Here is an 18,527-nt window from a genome sequence, read left to right as displayed (position 1 = left end):
CCAGGGTAGACGACAACCTGTCGGATCGGGGTGGGAGATCGCCCGAGGTGCCCTGAGTGACCTAGTCTGACCGCACGGTGTGCGCGAGAGCACGCCACGGTGCCCACGCGAGCGAGTGCGGGACGCCGGCAGCCGCGAGACCGACCAGAGGACACGACGAGCATGGCGCTGATGGCCCGAGTAGTCACGGGAACTGTCGCGGCAGCCCTCGTCGTCACGGGTGGGTACGCCTGGGCCGACATCCACGACTTCGTCCCCGGCATCCTCACGATCGGCCCAGAGCCCGCCCCGCCGGCCCCGTTCCCGACAGCCCCGGGAGCCACCCTCGGTGCTGCGCCCACGAGCGTGGTCAGCACGCTCGACCCCGCTGCGCCGACGCCCGGGGCCGCAGAGCTGCAGGCAGCCGTCGACGCCGTCGTGGCAGACCCTGTCCTCGGTCCCTCTGTCGGGGTCGTCGTCTCGGACGCGCTGACCGGCGAGGTCCTCGCGTCCTCGACCCCGGGCACGCCACGGGTCCCGGCGTCGATCCAGAAGCTCTTCACGGCCGCCGCAGCGCTGAGCACCCTCGACCCCGACTCTGTCCTGACCACCACGGTGACGCAGGCCGCCTCGGGGCGGCTCACGCTGGTCGGCGGCGGCGACATGATGCTCGCTGCCGGCGCGGGCGACCCCGCAGCCGTCAACGGGCGTGCCGGGCTCGACGACCTCGCGGCGCAGGTCGCCGAGACCCTCAGGCTCACCGGGGGCACGACGGTCCAGCTCACGCTCGACGACTCGCTCTTCACGGGATCGGCGACGGGCCCCTGGGCCGACGACATCCCGGGCCTGGGCTTCGCGGCCCCGGTCGCCGCCGTCGCTGTGGACACCGGGCGGCTCAGCGCGGGGGAGTACGCGCCGCGGACCGACGACCCGGCCATGGCCGCCGCACGCACCTTCGCAGCGGCCCTCGGCCAGCACGGCGTCACGGTCGAGGGTGAGCCGACCCGTGGGACGTCGGGGGCTGGCGACACCGTCCTCGGATCGGTCGACTCCGCACCCCTCGGCCAGGTGGTCGAGTACTTCCTGCACACCTCGGACAACACCATCACCGAGGTGGTCGGCCGGCTTGTCGCGATCGAGGCCGGGCTCCCGGCCTCCTTCGGGGGCGCGACCCAGGCCGTGGCCCAGCAGCTCGACAGGCTGGGGGTCGACACCGAGGGCCTCACGCTCGCCGACGCGAGCGGGCTCGGTGACGGGTCCAGAGCCTCGGCGACCACGCTGTCAGAGCTCCTGGCCGTGATGTCGAGCCCGTCGCACCCCGAGCTGCGGACCGTCATGACGGGCATGCCCGTCGCCGCGCTCGACGGGACGCTGAGCGACCGCTTCGTCGCGACCGACGCCGCAGGGCTCGTGCGGGCCAAGACCGGCAGCCTCCCCGGGGTCACCTCCCTCGCGGGGAACCTGCTCACGGACGACGGCCGAGAGCTGTTGTTCGTCGTCATGGCCGACCAGACCCCCGGACCCGGCCAGTGGGACGCGCGGGCCGCGATCGACGGCTTCGTGGCTGCGCTGACGGACTGCGGATGCCGATGAGCCAGCAGGACCAGCAGCCTGCGGCACAGGCCCGCGAGCTCGTCGACTGGGAGGACGCCGCCCAGATCGCGGGCAGGCTCGCGAGCCCCGGACCTGTCGCGAGCCGGGACGAGCTCGAGGCGCTCGTCGCGTCGCTGCGCGGGGCCGCGGCCCGGGCCGTCGACCCCGTCCTGGAGATCACCCGGATGACCGCAGCCGACGGTCGTGACCTCTCCGCGACGGGGCTCTCCGGGGTCCTCGTGCTCGACAGGCCGGGATGGGCCCGGGCGAGCGCCCGCTCGATGCAGTCGATGACTGCCGGGGCGCTGCGCCTGCCGACCCGGACCGTCCCGCTCGCCGCCGAGCTCGTCGCGAGCGCCGAGGTGGGCGCGACCCTCGCGCTGCTCTCGACCAAGATCCTCGGTCAGTTCGACCCCTTCGGCCCTGCCGACGGCAACCTGCTGCTCGTCGCGCCCAACGTGCTCCAGACCGAGCGTGACCTGCGAGTGCGCCCTGAGGACTTCAGGCTCTGGGTGTGCCTGCACGAGCAGACGCACGCCCTCCAGACCGCGGCTGCGCCGTGGATCGCCGACCACCTCCGCGCGAAGACGCAGACGCTCCTCGCGGACCTCAGCACCAGCACGAGCGACCTCCGGCAGGCACCCGCCCGACTCTTCGGCGCGGCACGCGCGGTCGTCTCGGCCGTACGGGGCACGACGGGGCCCGACGGGCAGACGCTGTCTCTCGTCGACGGCGTGCTGACCCCCACGCAGCGCCAGGCCCTCGACGAGGTCGGCGCCGTCATGGCTCTGCTCGAGGGGCACGCCGACGTGGCCATGGACGCCGTCGGCAGCTCGGTCGTGCCCACGGTCCGCAGCATCCGCCGGAAGTTCAGCGCCCGCCGCTCGGCCGGCGGCACGAGCACACCGGACCGGGTGCTGCGCAGGCTCCTCGGGATGGACGCGAAGATGGCGCAGTACCGCGACGGTGCGGCCTTCGTCCGGGGCGTCACGCGCGTCGTCGGGACCGACGGTGTCAACGCCGTCTGGAGCGGACCCGACGCCCTGCCCTCCCCGCGCGAGATCGCCGACCCCGTCGCGTGGGTCCGTCGTGTGCACGGCTGAGCCAGGCACCCTCGGGTGAGCGGACCCCCACGGGCCGTCGCCCTCGCGCGGCTGCACGTACGTGCGGCTCTCGCGCCGCTGGCCGCCGAGCACCCGGGTGCCCTGGTGCTGGTCGCGTGCTCGGGCGGCGCCGACTCGCTCGCGCTGGCCGCCACGACAGCCTTCGTCGCGCCGCGGCTCGGTCTGCGTGCCGGGGCCGTCGTCGTCGACCACCGGCTCCAGGACGGCAGCGACCAGGTGGCCGCAGACGCCGCCGCCCGCTGCCGCGCGCTCGGGCTCGACCCCGTCGAGGTACGCACCGTCCAGGTGGCCCGGGGCCCGGGGTCCGGCGGCCCCGAGGGCGCGGCCCGCGACGCCCGCTACGCGGCGCTGTCGGATGCTGCCGACCAGAGCGGAGCCGTCGCCGTCCTGCTCGGCCACACCGCGGACGACCAGGCGGAGTCTGTGCTGCTCGGGCTGGCCCGCGGGTCCGGGGCGCGGTCGCTCTCGGGCATGCGCGGCCAGGTCGGGCGCCTGCGCAGACCACTGCTCGCCCTGCGGCGCACCGAGACCGAAGAGGTCTGCAGGGCGGCCGGGGTCGACTGGTGGACCGACCCGACCAACGCCGGGGACGGTCCTGACGCCCCGCTGCGGTCGAGGGTGCGGGCCGCGGTCCTGCCGCTGCTCGACGACGTGCTCGGGCCGGGCGTCGTGGACGCCCTCGTCCGCACGGCCGACCAGCTGCACGACGACGACGCAGCGCTGTCGACCCTGGCCCGAGAGCTGCTGTCCGCGGCGCTCGTCGACGAGGACGGACCGGGCCGCGCGCCCCGCGACGTCGTGATCCTCGACGTCGAGGTCATCGAGGCCGCGCTCCCGGCGCTGCGGACCCGGGCGCTGCGGCTGGCGGCGCTCGCCGCAGGGTGCCCGGCGGGAGCCCTCGGTCGGGAGCACGTGCTGAGCGTCGACGGGCTCCTGACGCGCTGGCGCGGGCAGGGCCCGCTCCACCTGCCGGGGGGCGTCACGGCCACCAGGGTGTGTGGCAGGCTTGTCCTCGAACCCCCCCACCACTGACTCAAGGAGCCCTCCCCGTGGGATCTGCCCAGGCTGGCGACATCCATCACATCCTGCTGAGCGAGGAGGAGATCGCTGCGAAGCTCGACGAGCTCGCGCTGCGCATCGACGCCGACTACGCCGGCAAGGACCTCCTGCTCGTCGGGGTCCTCAAGGGCGCCGTCATGGTGATGGCCGACCTCTCGCGCCGGATCGAGCACCAGGGTGTCGAGATGGACTGGATGGCCGTGTCGTCCTACGGCTCCGGGACCAAGTCCTCGGGTGTCGTGCGTATCCTCAAGGACCTCGACGCCGACCTCTCCGGCCGCCACGTCCTCATCGTCGAAGACATCATCGACTCTGGCCTGACGCTGTCCTGGCTGATCTCCAACCTGCGCAGCCGGGGGCCTGCGTCGGTCGAGGTCGCCGCGATGCTGCGCAAGCCGGACGCCGCCAAGGTCGAGGTCGACGTCCGCTACGTGGGCTTCGACATCCCCAACGAGTTCGTCGTCGGCTACGGCCTCGACTACGCCGAGAAGTACCGCACGCTGCCCTTCGTGGGCACGCTCGCGCCGCACGTCTACGAGAGCTGAGCCCAGCGCTGGCGAGCAGCGCAGGCACCACCCCTGACCCCTCCGGTCGGCCTGATCGTCCTGCCCTGGGCGAACAGGCCTGGTCGGAGGGGTCAATCTTCAGGGTCGCCGTGTATTTTCGACGACGTACCAGTGTGCGAGCGGAAGGATGCGGGGCGTGCCCCGTCGTCGATGAACATGAAACGCATTGTGAGCGGACCGTTCCTGTGGATCGTCCTCGGTCTGGTGATCGTCGGCTTCGCCCTCAGCACGCTGTTCGGTGAGAAGGTCTCCAAGATCGACACCTCGGACGGGCTCACGCTCCTCGCGGGGGACACCGTCGAGCAGGCCCTCGTCGTCGACGGAGACCAGCGCGTCAGGCTGACGCTGACCGAGCCCTTCACGGTCGACGGTGACGACAAGGGCAAGAGCGTCGAGTTCTACTACGTCGAGCCCCAGGGCGAGCAGGTCGTCGACGCTGTCGTCAAGGCCGACCCCGAGAAGGGCTACAACTCCGAGGTGGCCCGTGCCGGGTTCCTCTCGTCGATGCTCTCGATCATCATCCCGTTCCTCATCATCGGCGTGATCTTCTACTTCATCCTCTCGCGCATGCAGGGGGGCGGCTCGCGGGTCATGGGCTTCGGCAAGTCGAAGGCCAAGCTCGCGACCAAGGACACCCCGCAGGTGACCTTCGCCGACGTGGCCGGTGCCGACGAGGCCGTCGAAGAGCTCCGCGAGATCCAGGAGTTCCTCTCCGAGCCCGCCAAGTTCCAGGCCGTCGGCGCCAAGATCCCCAAGGGTGTGCTGCTCTACGGCCCTCCCGGGACCGGCAAGACCCTGCTGGCCCGCGCCGTCGCCGGCGAGGCCGGCGTCCCGTTCTACTCGATCTCCGGCTCGGACTTCGTCGAGATGTTCGTCGGTGTCGGTGCCTCCCGTGTCCGCGACCTGTTCGCGCAGGCCAAGGAGAGCGCCCCGGCGATCATCTTCGTCGACGAGATCGACGCCGTCGGCCGGCATCGTGGTGCCGGCATGGGCGGCGGCCACGACGAGCGCGAGCAGACGCTCAACCAGCTCCTCGTCGAGATGGACGGCTTCGACGTCAAGGCGAACGTCATCCTCATCGCCGCGACCAACCGCCCCGACATCCTCGACCCCGCCCTGCTGCGGCCGGGTCGATTCGACAGGCAGATCGCCGTCGAGGCACCCGACCTCCAGGGTCGCGCCGACATCCTCGCCGTGCACGCCAAGGGCAAGCCGATCGTCGAGGGCGTGGACCTGCGCGCCGTCGCCCGCCGGACCCCGGGGTTCTCGGGAGCCGACCTCGCCAACGTCCTCAACGAGGCCGCGCTGCTCACAGCACGCAGCGGAGCCCAGCTGATCGACGACCGCGCCCTCGACGAGGCGATCGACCGCGTCATCGCGGGACCGCAGAAGCGCACCCGCATCATGAACATCAAGGAGCAGAAGATCACGGCGTACCACGAGGGTGGTCACGCCCTGGTCGCCGCCGCGATGCGCTACACGGACCCCGTCACGAAGGTGACGATCCTGCCCCGTGGCCGGGCCCTCGGCTACACGATGGTCATGCCGTCGGAGGACAAGTACTCGACCACCCGCAACGAGCTGCTCGACCAGCTCGCCTACGCGATGGGTGGCCGCGTCGCCGAAGAGCTCGTCTTCCACGACCCGACCACGGGGGCGTCGAACGACATCGAGAAGGCGAGTGCCACGGCCCGCAAGATGGTCACCGAGTTCGGCATGAGCGAGCGCCTCGGTGCGATCAAGCTCGGGCAGAGCGCCGGTGAGCCGTTCATGGGCCGCGACATGGGGCACCAGCGCGACTACTCCGAGGCTGTCGCCGGGACCGTCGACCACGAGGTGCGTCGTCTCGTCGAGGCTGCGCACGACGAGGCGTGGTCCGTCCTCGTGGAGTACCGCGACGTGCTCGACCACCTGGTCCTCGAGCTCCTCGAGAAGGAGACGCTCAACCAGGCCGAGCTCGCCGCCATCTTCGAGCCCGTCGTCAAGCGCGAGCCGCGCGAGGTGTGGCTCTCGAGCGAGCAGCGGGCCGTCTCCGACCGCGGACCTGTCCTCACCGAGGCCGAGAAGGCCCTCCAGGGTGACGCCCCGGTGATCCCCGAGGACGAGGCCGCTGCGGCCCGCGACGAGCACCCGGCCGAGGCCGTGGGCGAGGTCCCGCCGGGCGGGACCGTCGGACCTGTCGACCTCGGCAAGCCCGGCCCGAGCGACGAGACGGGCGCATGAGCGACGTGACGGACGAGAGCGGCGTGCACGCCGAGCACGCGCCGGTCGACCTCCCGCGCGCCGCCGCGGCGGTCCGCGAGCTCTTGATCGCCGTCGGCGAGGACCCGGACCGTGAAGGCCTGCTGGACACCCCGGCCCGGGTCGCCCGGGCCTACGCCGAGACCTTCGCAGGGCTCCGGCAGGACCCGGCCGACGTGCTCAACGCGGTCTTCGACATCGGCCACGAAGAGATGATCCTCGTGCGCGACATCGAGGTGTACTCCACCTGCGAGCACCACCTGGTCCCCTTCCACGGGGTCGCCCACGTGGGCTACATCCCCGGGGTCGACGGTCGGGTCACCGGGCTGAGCAAGCTGGCCCGCCTGGTCGACGTCTTCGCCAAGCGCCCGCAGGTCCAGGAACGTCTGACCGCGCAGGTCGCCGACGCGCTCGTGGAGCACCTGGCGCCGCGCGGCGTGATCGTCGTGATCGAGTGCGAGCACCTCTGCATGTCGATGCGCGGCGTGCGCAAGCCCGGCTCGCGGACCGTCACCTCCGCCGTCCGCGGCCAGATGCGCGAGGCCGCCACCCGGGCTGAGGCCATGAGCCTCATCGTCGGGCGCTGACGGCCCGGGCCATGCCTCTGCCGACGAACGCCGGCTCCACGGCCCGACCGGGTCCGGAGCCGCTGCCCGCCTCCCTGCACGGACGTGACCGGACCCTCGTCATGGGTGTCGTGAACGTGACCCCTGACTCGTTCTCCGACGGCGGCGAGTGGTTCGAGCCCGGGGCGGCGATCCGTCACGGGCGCGAGCTGCTGGCCGAGGGCGCGGACATCCTCGACGTCGGCGGTGAGTCGACGCGTCCGGGGTCGGCGCGGGTGAGCGTCGAGGACGAGCTCGCGCGGGTGCTGCCCGTGGTGCACGCGCTCGCCGCCGAGGGTGCCGTCGTATCGGTCGACACGACCCGGGCCGTCGTCGCCGAGCAGGCTGTCGCCGCGGGTGCGCTCATCGTCAACGACGTCTCGGGTGGTCTGGCGGACCCGGCCATGGCTGAGGTCGTCGCCCGGACCGGGGTCGTCTACGTCGTCATGCACTGGCGTGGGCACGCCGACGTCATGGACAGCCTCGAGCACTACGACGACGTGGTCCTCGACGTCCGCCGTGAGCTCGCCGAGCGGGTCGACGCCCTCGTCGCTGCGGGCGTGCGCCGCGAGCAGCTGGTCGTCGACCCCGGGCTCGGCTTCTCCAAGGCGGGATCGGCCAACTGGCCGCTCCTCGCCGGGCTCGACGAGCTCGCGTCGCTCGGTCTCCCGGTGCTCGTCGGGGCCTCGCGCAAGAGGTTCCTCGGGCGCCTGCTCGCAGGCGCCGACGGGGAGCCTGTCGCTCCGCTCGAGCGTGACCACGCGACAGCCGCCGTGAGCGCCCTCGCGGCCGCAGCGGGCGCCTGGTGCGTGCGCGTCCACGAGGTGAAGAGCACCGCAGACGCCGTCCGGGTTGCCCAGGCATGGGTCGGTGCCGGACGATCACTGGACCGCTCGGGGACACCTGGGCCAGATCTTCCTGGAGGCGGGGCCGTGCGCGACGACGAGCGCGGTGCCGCAGACCAGGGTCCGGGCGCCGCGGCGCCGCACGATCACACGACAGCACCACGACGGACGACGAAGGACGGGGAGAGCGCATGAGCACCTTGGTGCAACGATCGGTCCTGGACGCGAGCGGCTTCCCGCTCGACCAGATCCAGATCCTCGGTATCGCGGCACGAGGCTTCCACGGCGTGCTCGAGAGCGAGCGCGAGGCAGGTCAGGACTTCAGCGCCGACGTGACCCTCTACCTCGACACCCGTGCGGCTGCCCGGGACGACGACCTCGACGAGACCGTGAACTACGCGCTCGTCGCCCAGGACGTCGTCGACATCCTCACCGGTGCCCCGGTCGACCTCATCGAGACCGTCGCGGAGCAGATCGCCGCAGCGATCCTCGACCGCCCGCTCGTGGCCTCGGTCGACGTCACCGTCCACAAGCCGCAGGCGCCGATCCCCGTGCCGTTCTCCGACGTGACCGTGACGATCAACCGCGACAGGCTCAACGTGCCCGTGGTCGCGTCGCCGGTCGCCCCTGCCCTCGACGAGATCCCGCTGGCAGACCGCGCCGCGGAGCCCGTGGCCCTGCCGGTCGAGGGTGATGCACCGCAGCCCGTCCCGGGGCTCCCCGCCGGGGTCGAGGAGCCTGCCGTCGCGCTCACAGCGCTGCCGGCCGTCGTGCCTGCCCCGGCCGATCTCCCCGAGGCCTTCGAGCCCGTCGCGCTCCGGGTCGACGAGGTCGACCACGCACCGGAGGCCGAGGCGCCGCAGCCGTCGGCCAACCCGACGCTCGACCTGCCCCTCGGGGTCCTCACTGCTCCGGTCGCCGCCCGCGAGGCCGACCCGGCGAGCTACGGCGAGTCCGAGCTCCACCTCGAGTCCGACCTGGTCCACGACGGCGACGAGACGTCTGAGGACTCTGCGCCTGCGTCGCGTGCAGGCACCGCGAGTGATGGCGCACCGTCTGGTCTGCCGGAGGTCGCCGCCGTCCCGCCCCTCGACGAGGCAGCCCTCGCCGAGCAGGCACGTCTCTCGGAGGAGGTCCGCAGGCCTGAGGTCTTCGGTCTGCGTCCGCGCACCGAGGTGCACGACAGGTCCGAGACGAACGTCAGCCCCGCCGCCGACCCCGACGACGAGGCCCGAGAGGTCTCGACGGGCCAGGACGTCGACCCTGCACAGGATGTCGTGGACGAGACGGTCGACGTCACCTCGTCGGCCGCTGCACCGGACGAGGCCGAGGTCCCTCCAGCACACGAGGGCCTCGAGACCGACGAGAGCGCTCCAGCCGCTGGTGATGCACCCGCCGTGGACGAGCGAACCGTCGGCACGACGGGTGAGGAGCCTGCGGCGACCGAGCGTCCTGGCGGGCGTCAGCCGAGTGCCGCCTTCTTCGCCGCGGCGAGCGCCGCGGTCCTCAACGCGAGCCGTGAGCGCGCCCCGCTGAGCTTCGAAGAGCTGCTCAACCCGACTGCTGCCACAGCCCCGTCGGAGGTCGCGGCCTCGGAGCAGGCTCCGGATGCAGCCGCAGATGCAGCCGCGTCCCACCGGGACGAGAGCTCTGCCGGGGAGCCGACCCAGGTGGTGCAGACGGCACCTGCCGACGAGGACGGCCCCCGCGACGACGCAGCCGACGAGGCTGACCAGGAGCACGGCGCTCCGACAGGTGCTGCGGCGGGTCTCGTCTCCGCGGACGAGGGCGATGCAGATGCCGAGACCGCCCACGGCGAGCCTGTTCACCACGAGACCTCGCACGACGAGACCTCGCACGACGAGACTGCGCACGACGAGACTGCGCACGACGAGACTGCGCACGACGAGACTGCGCACGACGAGACTGCGCACGACGAGACTGCGCACGACGAGACTGCGCACGACGAGACTGAGCACGACGAGACTGCGCACCACTCCGCTGGTCTCGACGGATCGTCGCACTCTAGTGCGACGGCTGAGGAGACGGTCGTCGGCTCTGCACCTGGAGACGTCGGCACCCCGCCCTCCGAGACCGGAGACAGCCCGCGGCTCGACGAGACCCAGGTCATGGCCCCGGTCCGCGACGAGCACGTGAGCGCACCGGTCGTCGAGCAGGACGGTGATGGCGACGTCTACGCCCCTGACGACGAGCGCGCCGAGCAGGTCACGTCTCCTGCCTCGGAGGACGACGCACCGTACGTGCCGGAGTTCGCCCTGGCGCCGCTCGCCCCGTTCACCCCGCCGACCGCGGTCGTTCCGACCGAGGCTGAGCAGCAGACGGTGCCCGGGTGGACGCCTGAGCACAGAACTGACGAGACGCAGGCCGATGCGCTCGACACCGACGAGGGCCCGGCCGGAACCGACGACGCCCTGACCGGCGCCGGTGAGGCGTGGTCCGACGATCTCGGCTCAGACCGGACGATAGGCGACGAGCACAGTGCCAGCCGCCCGAGCGTCGACGAGACGGCAGTCCTCGAGCCTGTCGTGCCGGACGCGCTCGCCCCGGAGACGGCGGTCGTCGACACCTCCACGTCCTCCCTCGTCGGCGACCCTGCTGCGCACACCGAGGTCAGCGAGCACGGCGAGCACCTCGACCGCACCGAGGACGCCGGAGACGAGGACAGCGCAGACGGCGAGGACGGTCACCTCGCCGCTGACGACTCTTCCCCGGCGGAGGCGTCCGAGCCCGAGCCCGAGCCCGAGCCCGAGCCCGAGCAGACCGGGAGCGGTCCTGTGCCCGAGGCTCCCGCCGTCGACCACGAGTCAGCCGTAGACCAGCTGACGACGCCGACGGCGCCGGTCCCCGTCGTCACGGCGACCTCGGGCGAGGGCCTGCCGACGGACGAGACCGGTGCTGCGACCTCCGTACCGACAGGTGTCCCGAGCCTCGGTCTCGGTACCCAGACCGTCGCCGGTCCCTTCGGCGACCTGTCCGAGCCCGAGGACGCGCACCAGATGCCGCTCCAGCTCGACCGCATGGACGCGCGGCCGGACGAGCCTGTCGACGCCGTGCTCGCGCTCGGCGCCAACCTGGGCGACGCCCAGGGCACGCTGCGTCGCGCGGTCGCCGAGCTCGGGACCCTCACCGGGGTCGACGTGGTCGAGGTCGGACCGCTCGCCCGCACCGCCGCCGTCGGCGGGCCCGAGCAGCCTGACTTCCTCAACACCGTCGTGATCGTCCGCACCACCCTCTCGCCGCGCGAGCTGCTGCTCGGCTGCCAGTCGGTCGAGGCCGGCAACGGACGGGTCCGTGACGTCCGTTGGGGCCCGCGCACCCTCGACATCGACATCGTCGTGTACGGCGACGTCATCGGGTCTGCCCCGGACCTCGAGCTCCCGCACCCTCGCGCCAACGAGCGCGCCTTCGTGCTGGCGCCCTGGGCGCACCTGTCGCCCGACGCGCACCTGCCTGGCCTGGGTGGTGGACCTGTCGCTGCCCTCGCTGCCACGGCCCACGACCGCGAAGGGATCCGCTGGCTGGCCCTCGACTGGTTGCACGACGCCGAGGTCCCCACGGCGGCCCAGGTGCGGCGTCCCGCGACGGTCGCCCCGGCGCTGACCGCCGTCCAGGTCGTCTCGGTCCCTCAGCCCGAGACCGACCAGGACGTCGACCAGGAGCCCGCCGGCGAGGACGCCGGGCAGACGGGGTACCTGCCCGAGCCCGCAGAGCCCGCCGGTGCCGCCGAGACCGATCCCGCCAGCGCCGACCACGAGCACACCACGGACGGTCTCCCCGCCTCTTCTGACGAGGACGTCGCGCCCTCTGACGAGGGCTTCGGCTGGCCCGGGGGCCCGCCCGTGATCGAGCACCCCGAGCTGCAGGACGACGACAGCCCGGCCTCGCCGGACCGCCCGGTCTGATGGGGCGCACCCGGTCGTCGACCCTCGCCCTGGTCGCCGCGGCCACGGGTGCTGTGACCTGGGGCGTGCTCAGCCTCCTCGACTCACGCGGCACCCATCTGGCCCCTGTGCTCTGGGTGGTGGCCCCTGTCCTCGTGGTGGTGGCCGCGCTCGTGCTGTGGGCGGCGAGCGCGGTCCGCTCGTACCTGCGTGGGCGACGTCCCGCGCTCGACCCGATCCGGGCGGCACGGACCGCCGCGCTCGCCAAGGCGTCGTCGCTGACCGGGGCGCTGCTGGCCGGCTGGTACGCGGGCCAGGCCCTGCTGACCCTCCCGCACCTCCAGGTCGAGGCTCAGCAGGGTCGAGCCTGGAGCGCTGGCGCAGCTGCGGTCGGTGCCGTCGTCCTCGCGGTCGCGGGGCTCGTCGCCGAGCGGTTCTGCGAGCTCCCGCCGCCCGGAGACGGCGAGCCGACGCAGATGCGAGAAGATGGTGCCCATGACTGACCAGACAGGACCTCGGGGCGTCTCGCCCTTCGACCCCGACGGCATCGAGTGGCAGCGTGTGTCGAGCAGGCTCGCGACGGCGCGTTTCGTGCTGCTCGGGATCTTCCTCGGCCTGCCGCTGGTCGCCCTCGTGGTGCTCGCGGTCCTGCTGCCCCAGGCGGGCCCGTGGCTGTGGGCCTCGGCGGCGGTCGTCGCCGTGGTCGTCGCATGGTCGGCCGCCGTCGTCTCGCGCCAGGTCCGTGCGATCGGCTACGCCGAGCGCGACGACGACCTCCTCATCCGCAAGGGCGTGATGTTCCGCAGCCTCGTCGTGGTGCCCTACGGGCGCATGCAGTTCGTCGACGTGACAGCCGGTCCGCTCGCCCGTCGTCTCGACATCTCCTCAGTCCAGCTGCACACAGCGTCCCCGGGCACCGACGCGACGATCGACGGCCTCCAGCCTGCCGACGCGGCCCGCCTGCGCGACCGCCTGGCGTCGCGCGGCGAGGCCCGGCTGGCGGGGCTGTGACGAGCGTCGGACCGAGCGCCGACGACCGCCCGGACGCACCAGAGACCGAGCCTGCGGTCGAGACCGGCGCTGACGCCGTCCCGCCGGCCGAGCTCGAGTGGCGGCGCCTGCACCCTGTCACCCCGCTCGTGCGCGGCTGGGCCGTGCTCGCTGTCATCTTGTTCATGGTCGGGCGGCAGTCGATCGAGAGCATGCCCGAGGGCGACATGAGCCTGGCGACCGACCACTGGGGCTTCGTCGTCCTCGGCATCCTCGGGGTCGGGCTCGTCGGCGGGGTCTGGGCCTGGTTGTCCTGGCGCATGACTCGCTACGCCTACGACCGTGACGCCGTCTACGTGCACTCCGGCATCCTCTTCAGGCAGCAGCGCAAGGTCCGCCTCGACAGGCTCCAGGCCGTCGACATCGTCAAGCCTCTGCTCGCACGCTTCTTCGGCCTGGCCGAGCTCAAGCTGAGCGTCGCCGGGGGCGGCGACTCGGGCGCTCGTCTCGGGTTCTTGCGGGACGCCGACGCGAACCAGCTCCGCAACCTGCTGCTCGCCCGTGCGGCCGGGGTCGAGACCGCCGACGGCACGGACCCCGTCGAGGAGGCTCCGGAGAACGCCGTGCTCGAGGTCCCCGTGGGCCGGCTCGTCGGGTCTGTGCTGCTCAACGCCGCGACGATCGTCCTGCTCGTGGGGGTCGTGGCCGCCGTGACGACAGCGATCGTCATCCGTCAGGTGGCCCCGCTGTTCACGGTCCTGCCGATCGTCTTCGGTCTCGGGGCCTACGTGTTCTCGCGCTTCTCCGGCGGCTTCGGCTTCACAGGGGCGATCTCGCCCGACGGGATCCGGCTCCGGCACGGGCTGCTCGAGACGAGGTCGCAGACCATCCCTCCGGGGCGGGTCCAGGCGATCCGCATCCAGCAGGGGCTGCTGTGGCGCGCGGCCGGCTGGTGGCGCGTCGAGGTCAACGTGGCCGGCTACGCGGAGTCGACCGACGGAGAGCAGGCCGGTGCCGTCCTCCTGCCCGTCGGCAGCCGCGACGACGCGCTGCGTGCCCTGTGGCTGGTGCTCCCCGACCTCGGCGTCGACGACCCGACGGCCGTCCTCGACGCGCTGCTGAGCGGGTCCGGGGACGATCTCGGCTTCGTCACGAGCCCACGACAGGCGCGCTGGCTCGACCCCCTCGCGTGGCGTCGCAACGGCTATGCGGTGACAGGTCGCGCGCTCCTGATCCGACGTGGGCGCCTCGTGCGCACTGCGGAGGTCGTCCCGCACGAGCGCACGCAGTCCCTCGGCCTCGACCAGGGGCCGCTGCAGCGTCGCCTCGGCCTGACCAGCTTCGTGCTGCACTCGACCCCCGGGCCCATCGGTCCGCGCGTCGTCCACCTCGGCGACGACGAGGCCTCGCGCCTGCTCGCCGACCAGGCCTCGCGCGCCCGTGCCGCCCGCACGTCGGCCGGACCGGAGCGATGGATGCAGGCCCTCGGATGAGCGAGACCACAGGGGCCCGGCGCCCCGGACGGCTCGGTGTCGGGATCGTCGGCGCAGGCCGGGTGGGAGCCGTGCTGGGCAACGCGCTCCGCTCGGTCGGCCACGCCGTCGTCGGAGTCTCGGCGATCTCCGAGGCGTCCCGCGAGCGAGCCGGGGCCATGCTGCCCGGTGTCCCGGTCCTCGACGTCCGTGACGTCGTCGAGCGCTCCGAGCTCGTGCTGCTCACGGTCCCGGACGACGCTCTCGCGCCGCTCGTGTCGGGTCTGGCCGACCTCGGGGTCTGGCAGCCCGGCCAGATCGTCGTGCACACCTCAGGCCGCTACGGCACCGACGTGCTCGCGCCGGCCCGGGCCCAGGGCGCGATCCCCGTGGCGATCCACCCCGCGATGACCTTCACAGGGACGTCCCTCGACCTCGGCAGGCTCGAGGGGACGACCTTCGCGGTGACGGCGCCGGGACCTGTCCAGCCGATCGGCCTCGCGCTCGTCGTGGAGATCGGCGGTGAGCCTGTGGTCATCGCCGAAGAAGACCGTGGGCTCTACCACGCAGCCCTCGCGCACGGCGCGAACCACCTCGTGGTGCTCGTCGCGCAGGCGGCGCAGGCGCTCCAGGTCGCCGGGATCGACGACCCGGGCCGTGCGCTCGCGCCGCTGCTGCACGCCGCGCTCGACGGCGCGCTGCGCGCGGCGGACGGTGTGGGAGACCCCGTGCAGACCCTCACCGGGCCCGTCGTGCGCGGCGACGCCGGCACCGTCGAGACGCACCTCAACGAGCTCGCGTCCCTGGCCGCGCACCGCGACGCGACCGACACCGTCGACAGCTATCGCGCCCTCAGCAGGGCAGCCACCGTGCGTGCGCTCGCCGCAGGCCGGATCAAGGACGGGCAGGCGCAGTCCCTGCTCGACGTCCTGAACGCCCCCCAGAAGGAGAACTGATGCTCAGCGGCCACCCCAGGCCAGTCGTGACCACCACCCGCGCGGACCTCGCGCAGGTGCTCGCCCGTCCGTCCGACGCCCCGCAGCGCCGCCGCGCCGTCGTCATGACGATGGGTGCTCTGCACGCGGGGCACCTCGAGCTCGTCCGCGAGGCCCGGCGCCTCGCCGACGAGGTGGTCGTGACGATCTTCGTCAACCCTCTGCAGTTCGGCCCGGGGGAGGACCTCGACAGCTATCCTCGGACCCTCGACGCAGACGTCGCGCTGCTCGCCTCCGTCGGCGTCGACGTCGTCTTCGCACCGGCCCTCGACGAGATGTACCCCGACGGTCGCCCGATCGTCAGCGTCACCGCCGGCCGCATCGGCACGGTCCTCGAGGGCGCGTCCCGGCCCGGCCACTTCGACGGGGTGCTGACCGTCGTCCTCAAGCTGCTGCACCTCACCGCGCCCGACGTCGCGGTCTTCGGCGAGAAGGACGCGCAGCAGCTGCTCGCCGTCCGCAGGCTCGTGCACGACCTCGACGTGCCCGTGACCATCCACGGCGTGCCGATCGTCCGCGACGACGACGGCCTCGCGCTGTCCTCGCGCAACGCCTACCTCTCGGCCGAGGAGCGGGCCCGCGCGCTCGCGCTGTCCTCGTCGCTCGCCGCAGGACGGGACGCTGCGCTCCGTGGCGCACCGGCCGACGAGGTCCGTGAGACGGCCCGGGGAATGCTCGGGGCTGCCGAGGGCGTTGACGTCGACTACCTGGTGCTCGTCGACCCCGCTACCGTGGACGACGTGCCCCCGGACCACACAGGTCCCGCCCTGCTGCTCGTCGCGGCTCGCGTGGGCACCACGAGGCTGATCGACACCATGGCGGTCGAGGTCGGCGGCGCGGTCTCCGACGGCGCCGGCACCGGCCGCACCGGGGCCGGCCGAACCGGCGCCGACGGCACTGACACCACAGCCGGCACCACCACCCAGCACCGCACCACCGGAGGAACCCCGTGACGTCTCTGCAGCGTCCGATGATGATCGGCAAGATCCACCGCGCGACGGTGACCCAGGCCGACCTGCACTACGTCGGCTCGATCACGATCGACAACCTCCTGCTCGAGGCGGCCGACCTCTACCCGGGCCAGCAGGTCGACGTCGTCGACGTCACCAACGGCTCACGCCTGACCACCTACGTCATCCCCGGCGAGCCGGGCTCCGGCCAGGTCTGCATCAACGGCGCCGCGGCCCACCACGTGCACCCCGGCGACACCGTCATCATCATCGCGTACGGCATGCTCGCCGACGCCGAGGCCCGGCACTACCTCCCGCACGTCGTGTTCGTCGACGAGGACAACCGGGTCGTCGAGGTCTCCGACGAGCCCGGTCTGGTCCCGGCAGGCTTCGACCTCGAGCCGAGCGGGCTCGCGATCGCGCCCTTCCAGCAGCCGCACGGCGCGCAGGGGTGACCACCCTCCTCACCACGCTCGCCGCCCCCGACCCCGGGTGGACCACCGAGGCGGACGTCGTCGTGGTCGGCTCGGGCATCGCCGGTCTGACAGCAGCGCTCGAGCTGAGGACCCGCGTCCCCCGCGTCCTGCTCGTCACCAAGGACGCGCTGTCGTCAGGCTCGACGGTCTGGGCCCAGGGTGGCATCGCTGCGGCCCTCGCCCCCGGAGACTCGCCCGCTGCCCACCTCGAGGACACCCTGGTGGCCGGCGCGGGCGTCTGCGACCCCGCAGCCGTCGAGGTGCTCGTCACCGAGGGGCCGGCGCGCGTGCGCGAGCTCGTGGCGCTCGGCGCGCTCTTCGACACCGACGGCGGCGGCGAGATGTCCCTGACCCGCGAGGGCGGCCACCACGCCGACCGCATCGCGCACGCGGGCGGAGACGCGACGGGTGCGGAGATCTCCCGCGCTCTCGTGGCCCAGCTCGAGGCCGTGCGCAACGACCCGGGCATCGAGGTGATCGAGCACGCCCTCGTCATCGATCTCCTGACGAGCGCCGGTCCTGTCACCCCGACGAGCCCCGACGGGCTGCGGCGCTCCGTCTGCGGCGTCACCCTGCACGTCAAGGGTGCGGGCAGCCGAGACGGCGTCGGCGCCGTCCGCAGCCGTGCCGTAGTGCTCGCGACAGGGGGGATCGGGCAGTCCTTCATGGCCTCGACGAACCCGCCTCAGGCCACGGGCGACGGCACCGCAGCGGCCCTGCGCGCCGGCGCGACGCTGGGCGACATGGAGTTCGTGCAGTTCCACCCGACGGTGCTCTGGCTGGGCTCCGGCGCCAAGGGGCAGCTGACGCTCGTGTCCGAGGCCGTGCGCGGCGAGGGTGCGTACCTGGTCGACGTCTTCGGTCACAGGTTCATGCCCGCGGTCCACCCCATGGCCGAGCTCGCGCCGCGTGACGTCGTCGCCCACGCCATCGTCCGGCAGATGGCCGCGACAGGCTCCGACCACGTGCTGCTCGACGCCCGCCACCTCGGTGCGGACTTCTTGCGGCGCCGGTTCCCGACGATCACCGAGCGTCTGCTCGAGCAGGGCTTCGACATCACCGAAGAGCCCGTCCCTGTCGCGCCTGCCCAGCACTACCACTCGGGGGGTGTGGTCACGAACCTCGACGGTCGCTCGGCGGTGCGCGGCCTCTACGCCGTCGGCGAGGTCGCCTGCACAGGCGTGCACGGCGCCAACAGGCTCGCGTCCAACTCCCTGCTCGAGGGCCTGGTCTTCGCGCACCGCGCCGCCGAGGACATCGCGAGCAGGATGGCGGCCGGTGAGCTGCCGCTGCTCGAGCCGGTCCCGCGCCCAGGGCCCACGGGCCTCGTCATGGCCGCGAGCCGGACCCGGATCCAGCGTGTCACCTCGACGGGCAGCGGCGTGATCCGCTCGGCGGAGAGCCTCGCCGTGGCCGCCGAGAAGCTGGCCTCGGTCCGCACCGACGCGAACCTCCCCGAGGCCGTGGCCGGGGACCTCAGCGCGCAGCCGCAGACCGCCGAGTGGGAGACGAGCAACGTGCACCAGGTGTCGACGGTCCTCACCGCGACGGCAGCACGCCGCGAGGAGAGTCGCGGCGGGCACTTCCGCTCCGACTTCCCCGAGCGCGACGCGGCCTGGGAGCGGCGCGTCGTCGCCTCGCTCGCCGAGGACGGGACGCTGCTGGTCGACTGACGCTGGTGCGCTGACCAGCGTCGGCTACCGTGGGCGCGTGACTTCAGCAGCCCCCGA

General features: G+C 72.9%; 15 protein-coding genes. All 15 read left to right on the top strand.

All coding sequences use genetic code 11. From position 1 onward, the window contains the following. The first annotated feature begins 171 nt into the window (after positions 1–171). Positions 172–1,572 (top strand): D-alanyl-D-alanine carboxypeptidase/D-alanyl-D-alanine endopeptidase, encoded by a 1,401-nt coding sequence (gene dacB, locus SANBI_RS15790; RefSeq protein ID WP_319156698.1) that lies wholly within the window; start codon positions 172–174, stop codon positions 1,570–1,572. Further along, positions 1,569–2,675, top strand: a complete 1,107-nt coding sequence (locus SANBI_RS15785) for a zinc-dependent metalloprotease (RefSeq protein ID WP_319156696.1) — start codon at positions 1,569–1,571, stop codon at positions 2,673–2,675. Before dacB ends, SANBI_RS15785 begins: the two co-directional genes overlap by 4 nt. A gap of 15 nt (positions 2,676–2,690) precedes the next feature. Further along, positions 2,691–3,728, top strand: a complete 1,038-nt coding sequence (gene tilS, locus SANBI_RS15780) for a tRNA lysidine(34) synthetase TilS (protein WP_319156694.1) — start codon at positions 2,691–2,693, stop codon at positions 3,726–3,728. Between the two features lie 17 nt (positions 3,729–3,745). Further along, positions 3,746–4,300: a hypoxanthine phosphoribosyltransferase gene (hpt, locus tag SANBI_RS15775; RefSeq protein WP_012868174.1), complete on the top strand. Its 555-nt coding sequence runs from the start codon at positions 3,746–3,748 to the stop codon at positions 4,298–4,300. 171 nt (positions 4,301–4,471) lie between these two features. After that, a complete protein-coding gene (ftsH, locus tag SANBI_RS15770) occupies positions 4,472–6,544 on the top strand; it encodes an ATP-dependent zinc metalloprotease FtsH (RefSeq protein WP_319156691.1) in 2,073 nt (690 codons plus the stop codon). Continuing rightward, entirely contained in the window at positions 6,541–7,149 is a 609-nt protein-coding gene (gene folE, locus SANBI_RS15765) for a GTP cyclohydrolase I FolE (protein ID WP_179914114.1), read from the top strand. Before ftsH ends, folE begins: the two co-directional genes overlap by 4 nt. An 11-nt stretch (positions 7,150–7,160) precedes the next feature. Further along, positions 7,161–8,207 (top strand): dihydropteroate synthase, encoded by a 1,047-nt coding sequence (gene folP / locus SANBI_RS15760; protein ID WP_408669714.1) that lies wholly within the window; start codon positions 7,161–7,163, stop codon positions 8,205–8,207. Next, positions 8,204–11,935, top strand: coding sequence for a 2-amino-4-hydroxy-6-hydroxymethyldihydropteridine diphosphokinase (folK, locus tag SANBI_RS15755; protein ID WP_319156688.1), 3,732 nt, complete (start codon positions 8,204–8,206; stop codon positions 11,933–11,935). The genes folP and folK overlap by 4 nt, the downstream gene beginning before the upstream one ends. Continuing rightward, positions 11,935–12,417 carry a DUF3180 domain-containing protein gene (locus SANBI_RS15750; protein ID WP_319156686.1) on the top strand — a complete coding sequence of 161 codons (483 nt, stop codon included), beginning with the start codon at positions 11,935–11,937 and terminating at the stop codon, positions 12,415–12,417. Before folK ends, SANBI_RS15750 begins: the two co-directional genes overlap by 1 nt. Continuing rightward, positions 12,401–12,925 carry a PH domain-containing protein gene (locus SANBI_RS15745; protein WP_319156684.1) on the top strand — a complete coding sequence of 175 codons (525 nt, stop codon included), beginning with the start codon at positions 12,401–12,403 and terminating at the stop codon, positions 12,923–12,925. Before SANBI_RS15750 ends, SANBI_RS15745 begins: the two co-directional genes overlap by 17 nt. Then, complete coding sequence (locus SANBI_RS15740) at positions 12,922–14,397, top strand: PH domain-containing protein (protein ID WP_319156682.1); 1,476 nt, start codon at positions 12,922–12,924, stop codon at positions 14,395–14,397. The genes SANBI_RS15745 and SANBI_RS15740 overlap by 4 nt, the downstream gene beginning before the upstream one ends. Continuing rightward, the gene (locus tag SANBI_RS15735; RefSeq protein ID WP_319156680.1) at positions 14,394–15,332 is read left to right on the top strand and encodes a Rossmann-like and DUF2520 domain-containing protein; all 939 of its coding nucleotides are present in this window, start codon (positions 14,394–14,396) and stop codon (positions 15,330–15,332) included. Before SANBI_RS15740 ends, SANBI_RS15735 begins: the two co-directional genes overlap by 4 nt. After that, positions 15,332–16,324, top strand: a complete 993-nt coding sequence (gene panC, locus SANBI_RS15730; protein WP_319156677.1) for a pantoate--beta-alanine ligase — start codon at positions 15,332–15,334, stop codon at positions 16,322–16,324. The genes SANBI_RS15735 and panC overlap by 1 nt, the downstream gene beginning before the upstream one ends. Then, positions 16,321–16,776, top strand: coding sequence for an aspartate 1-decarboxylase (gene panD, locus SANBI_RS15725; RefSeq protein ID WP_319156675.1), 456 nt, complete (start codon positions 16,321–16,323; stop codon positions 16,774–16,776). The genes panC and panD overlap by 4 nt, the downstream gene beginning before the upstream one ends. Next, positions 16,773–18,470: an L-aspartate oxidase gene (locus SANBI_RS15720; protein ID WP_319156674.1), complete on the top strand. Its 1,698-nt coding sequence runs from the start codon at positions 16,773–16,775 to the stop codon at positions 18,468–18,470. Before panD ends, SANBI_RS15720 begins: the two co-directional genes overlap by 4 nt. Positions 18,471–18,527: the final 57 nt, after the last annotated feature.

This window comes from Sanguibacter biliveldensis (assembly GCF_033798665.1).
Lineage (GTDB): Bacteria > Actinomycetota > Actinomycetes > Actinomycetales > Cellulomonadaceae > Sanguibacter > Sanguibacter inulinus.
The sequence above is the reverse complement of the archived record's forward strand: the minus strand, read 5'-3'. Positions and strand labels throughout refer to the sequence as shown.

Coding starts and splice junctions, on each gene's coding strand:
- folE (WP_179914114.1), top strand. CDS start 6,541: ATGAGCGACGTGACGGACGAGAGCGGCGTGCACGCCGAGCACGCGCCG.
- SANBI_RS15750 (WP_319156686.1), top strand. CDS start 11,935: ATGGGGCGCACCCGGTCGTCGACCCTCGCCCTGGTCGCCGCGGCCACG.
- SANBI_RS15735 (WP_319156680.1), top strand. CDS start 14,394: ATGAGCGAGACCACAGGGGCCCGGCGCCCCGGACGGCTCGGTGTCGGG.
- folP (WP_408669714.1), top strand. CDS start 7,161: ATGCCTCTGCCGACGAACGCCGGCTCCACGGCCCGACCGGGTCCGGAG.
- ftsH (WP_319156691.1), top strand. CDS start 4,472: ATGAACATGAAACGCATTGTGAGCGGACCGTTCCTGTGGATCGTCCTC.
- SANBI_RS15745 (WP_319156684.1), top strand. CDS start 12,401: ATGGTGCCCATGACTGACCAGACAGGACCTCGGGGCGTCTCGCCCTTC.
- SANBI_RS15785 (WP_319156696.1), top strand. CDS start 1,569: ATGAGCCAGCAGGACCAGCAGCCTGCGGCACAGGCCCGCGAGCTCGTC.
- dacB (WP_319156698.1), top strand. CDS start 172: ATGGCCCGAGTAGTCACGGGAACTGTCGCGGCAGCCCTCGTCGTCACG.
- folK (WP_319156688.1), top strand. CDS start 8,204: ATGAGCACCTTGGTGCAACGATCGGTCCTGGACGCGAGCGGCTTCCCG.
- panC (WP_319156677.1), top strand. CDS start 15,332: ATGCTCAGCGGCCACCCCAGGCCAGTCGTGACCACCACCCGCGCGGAC.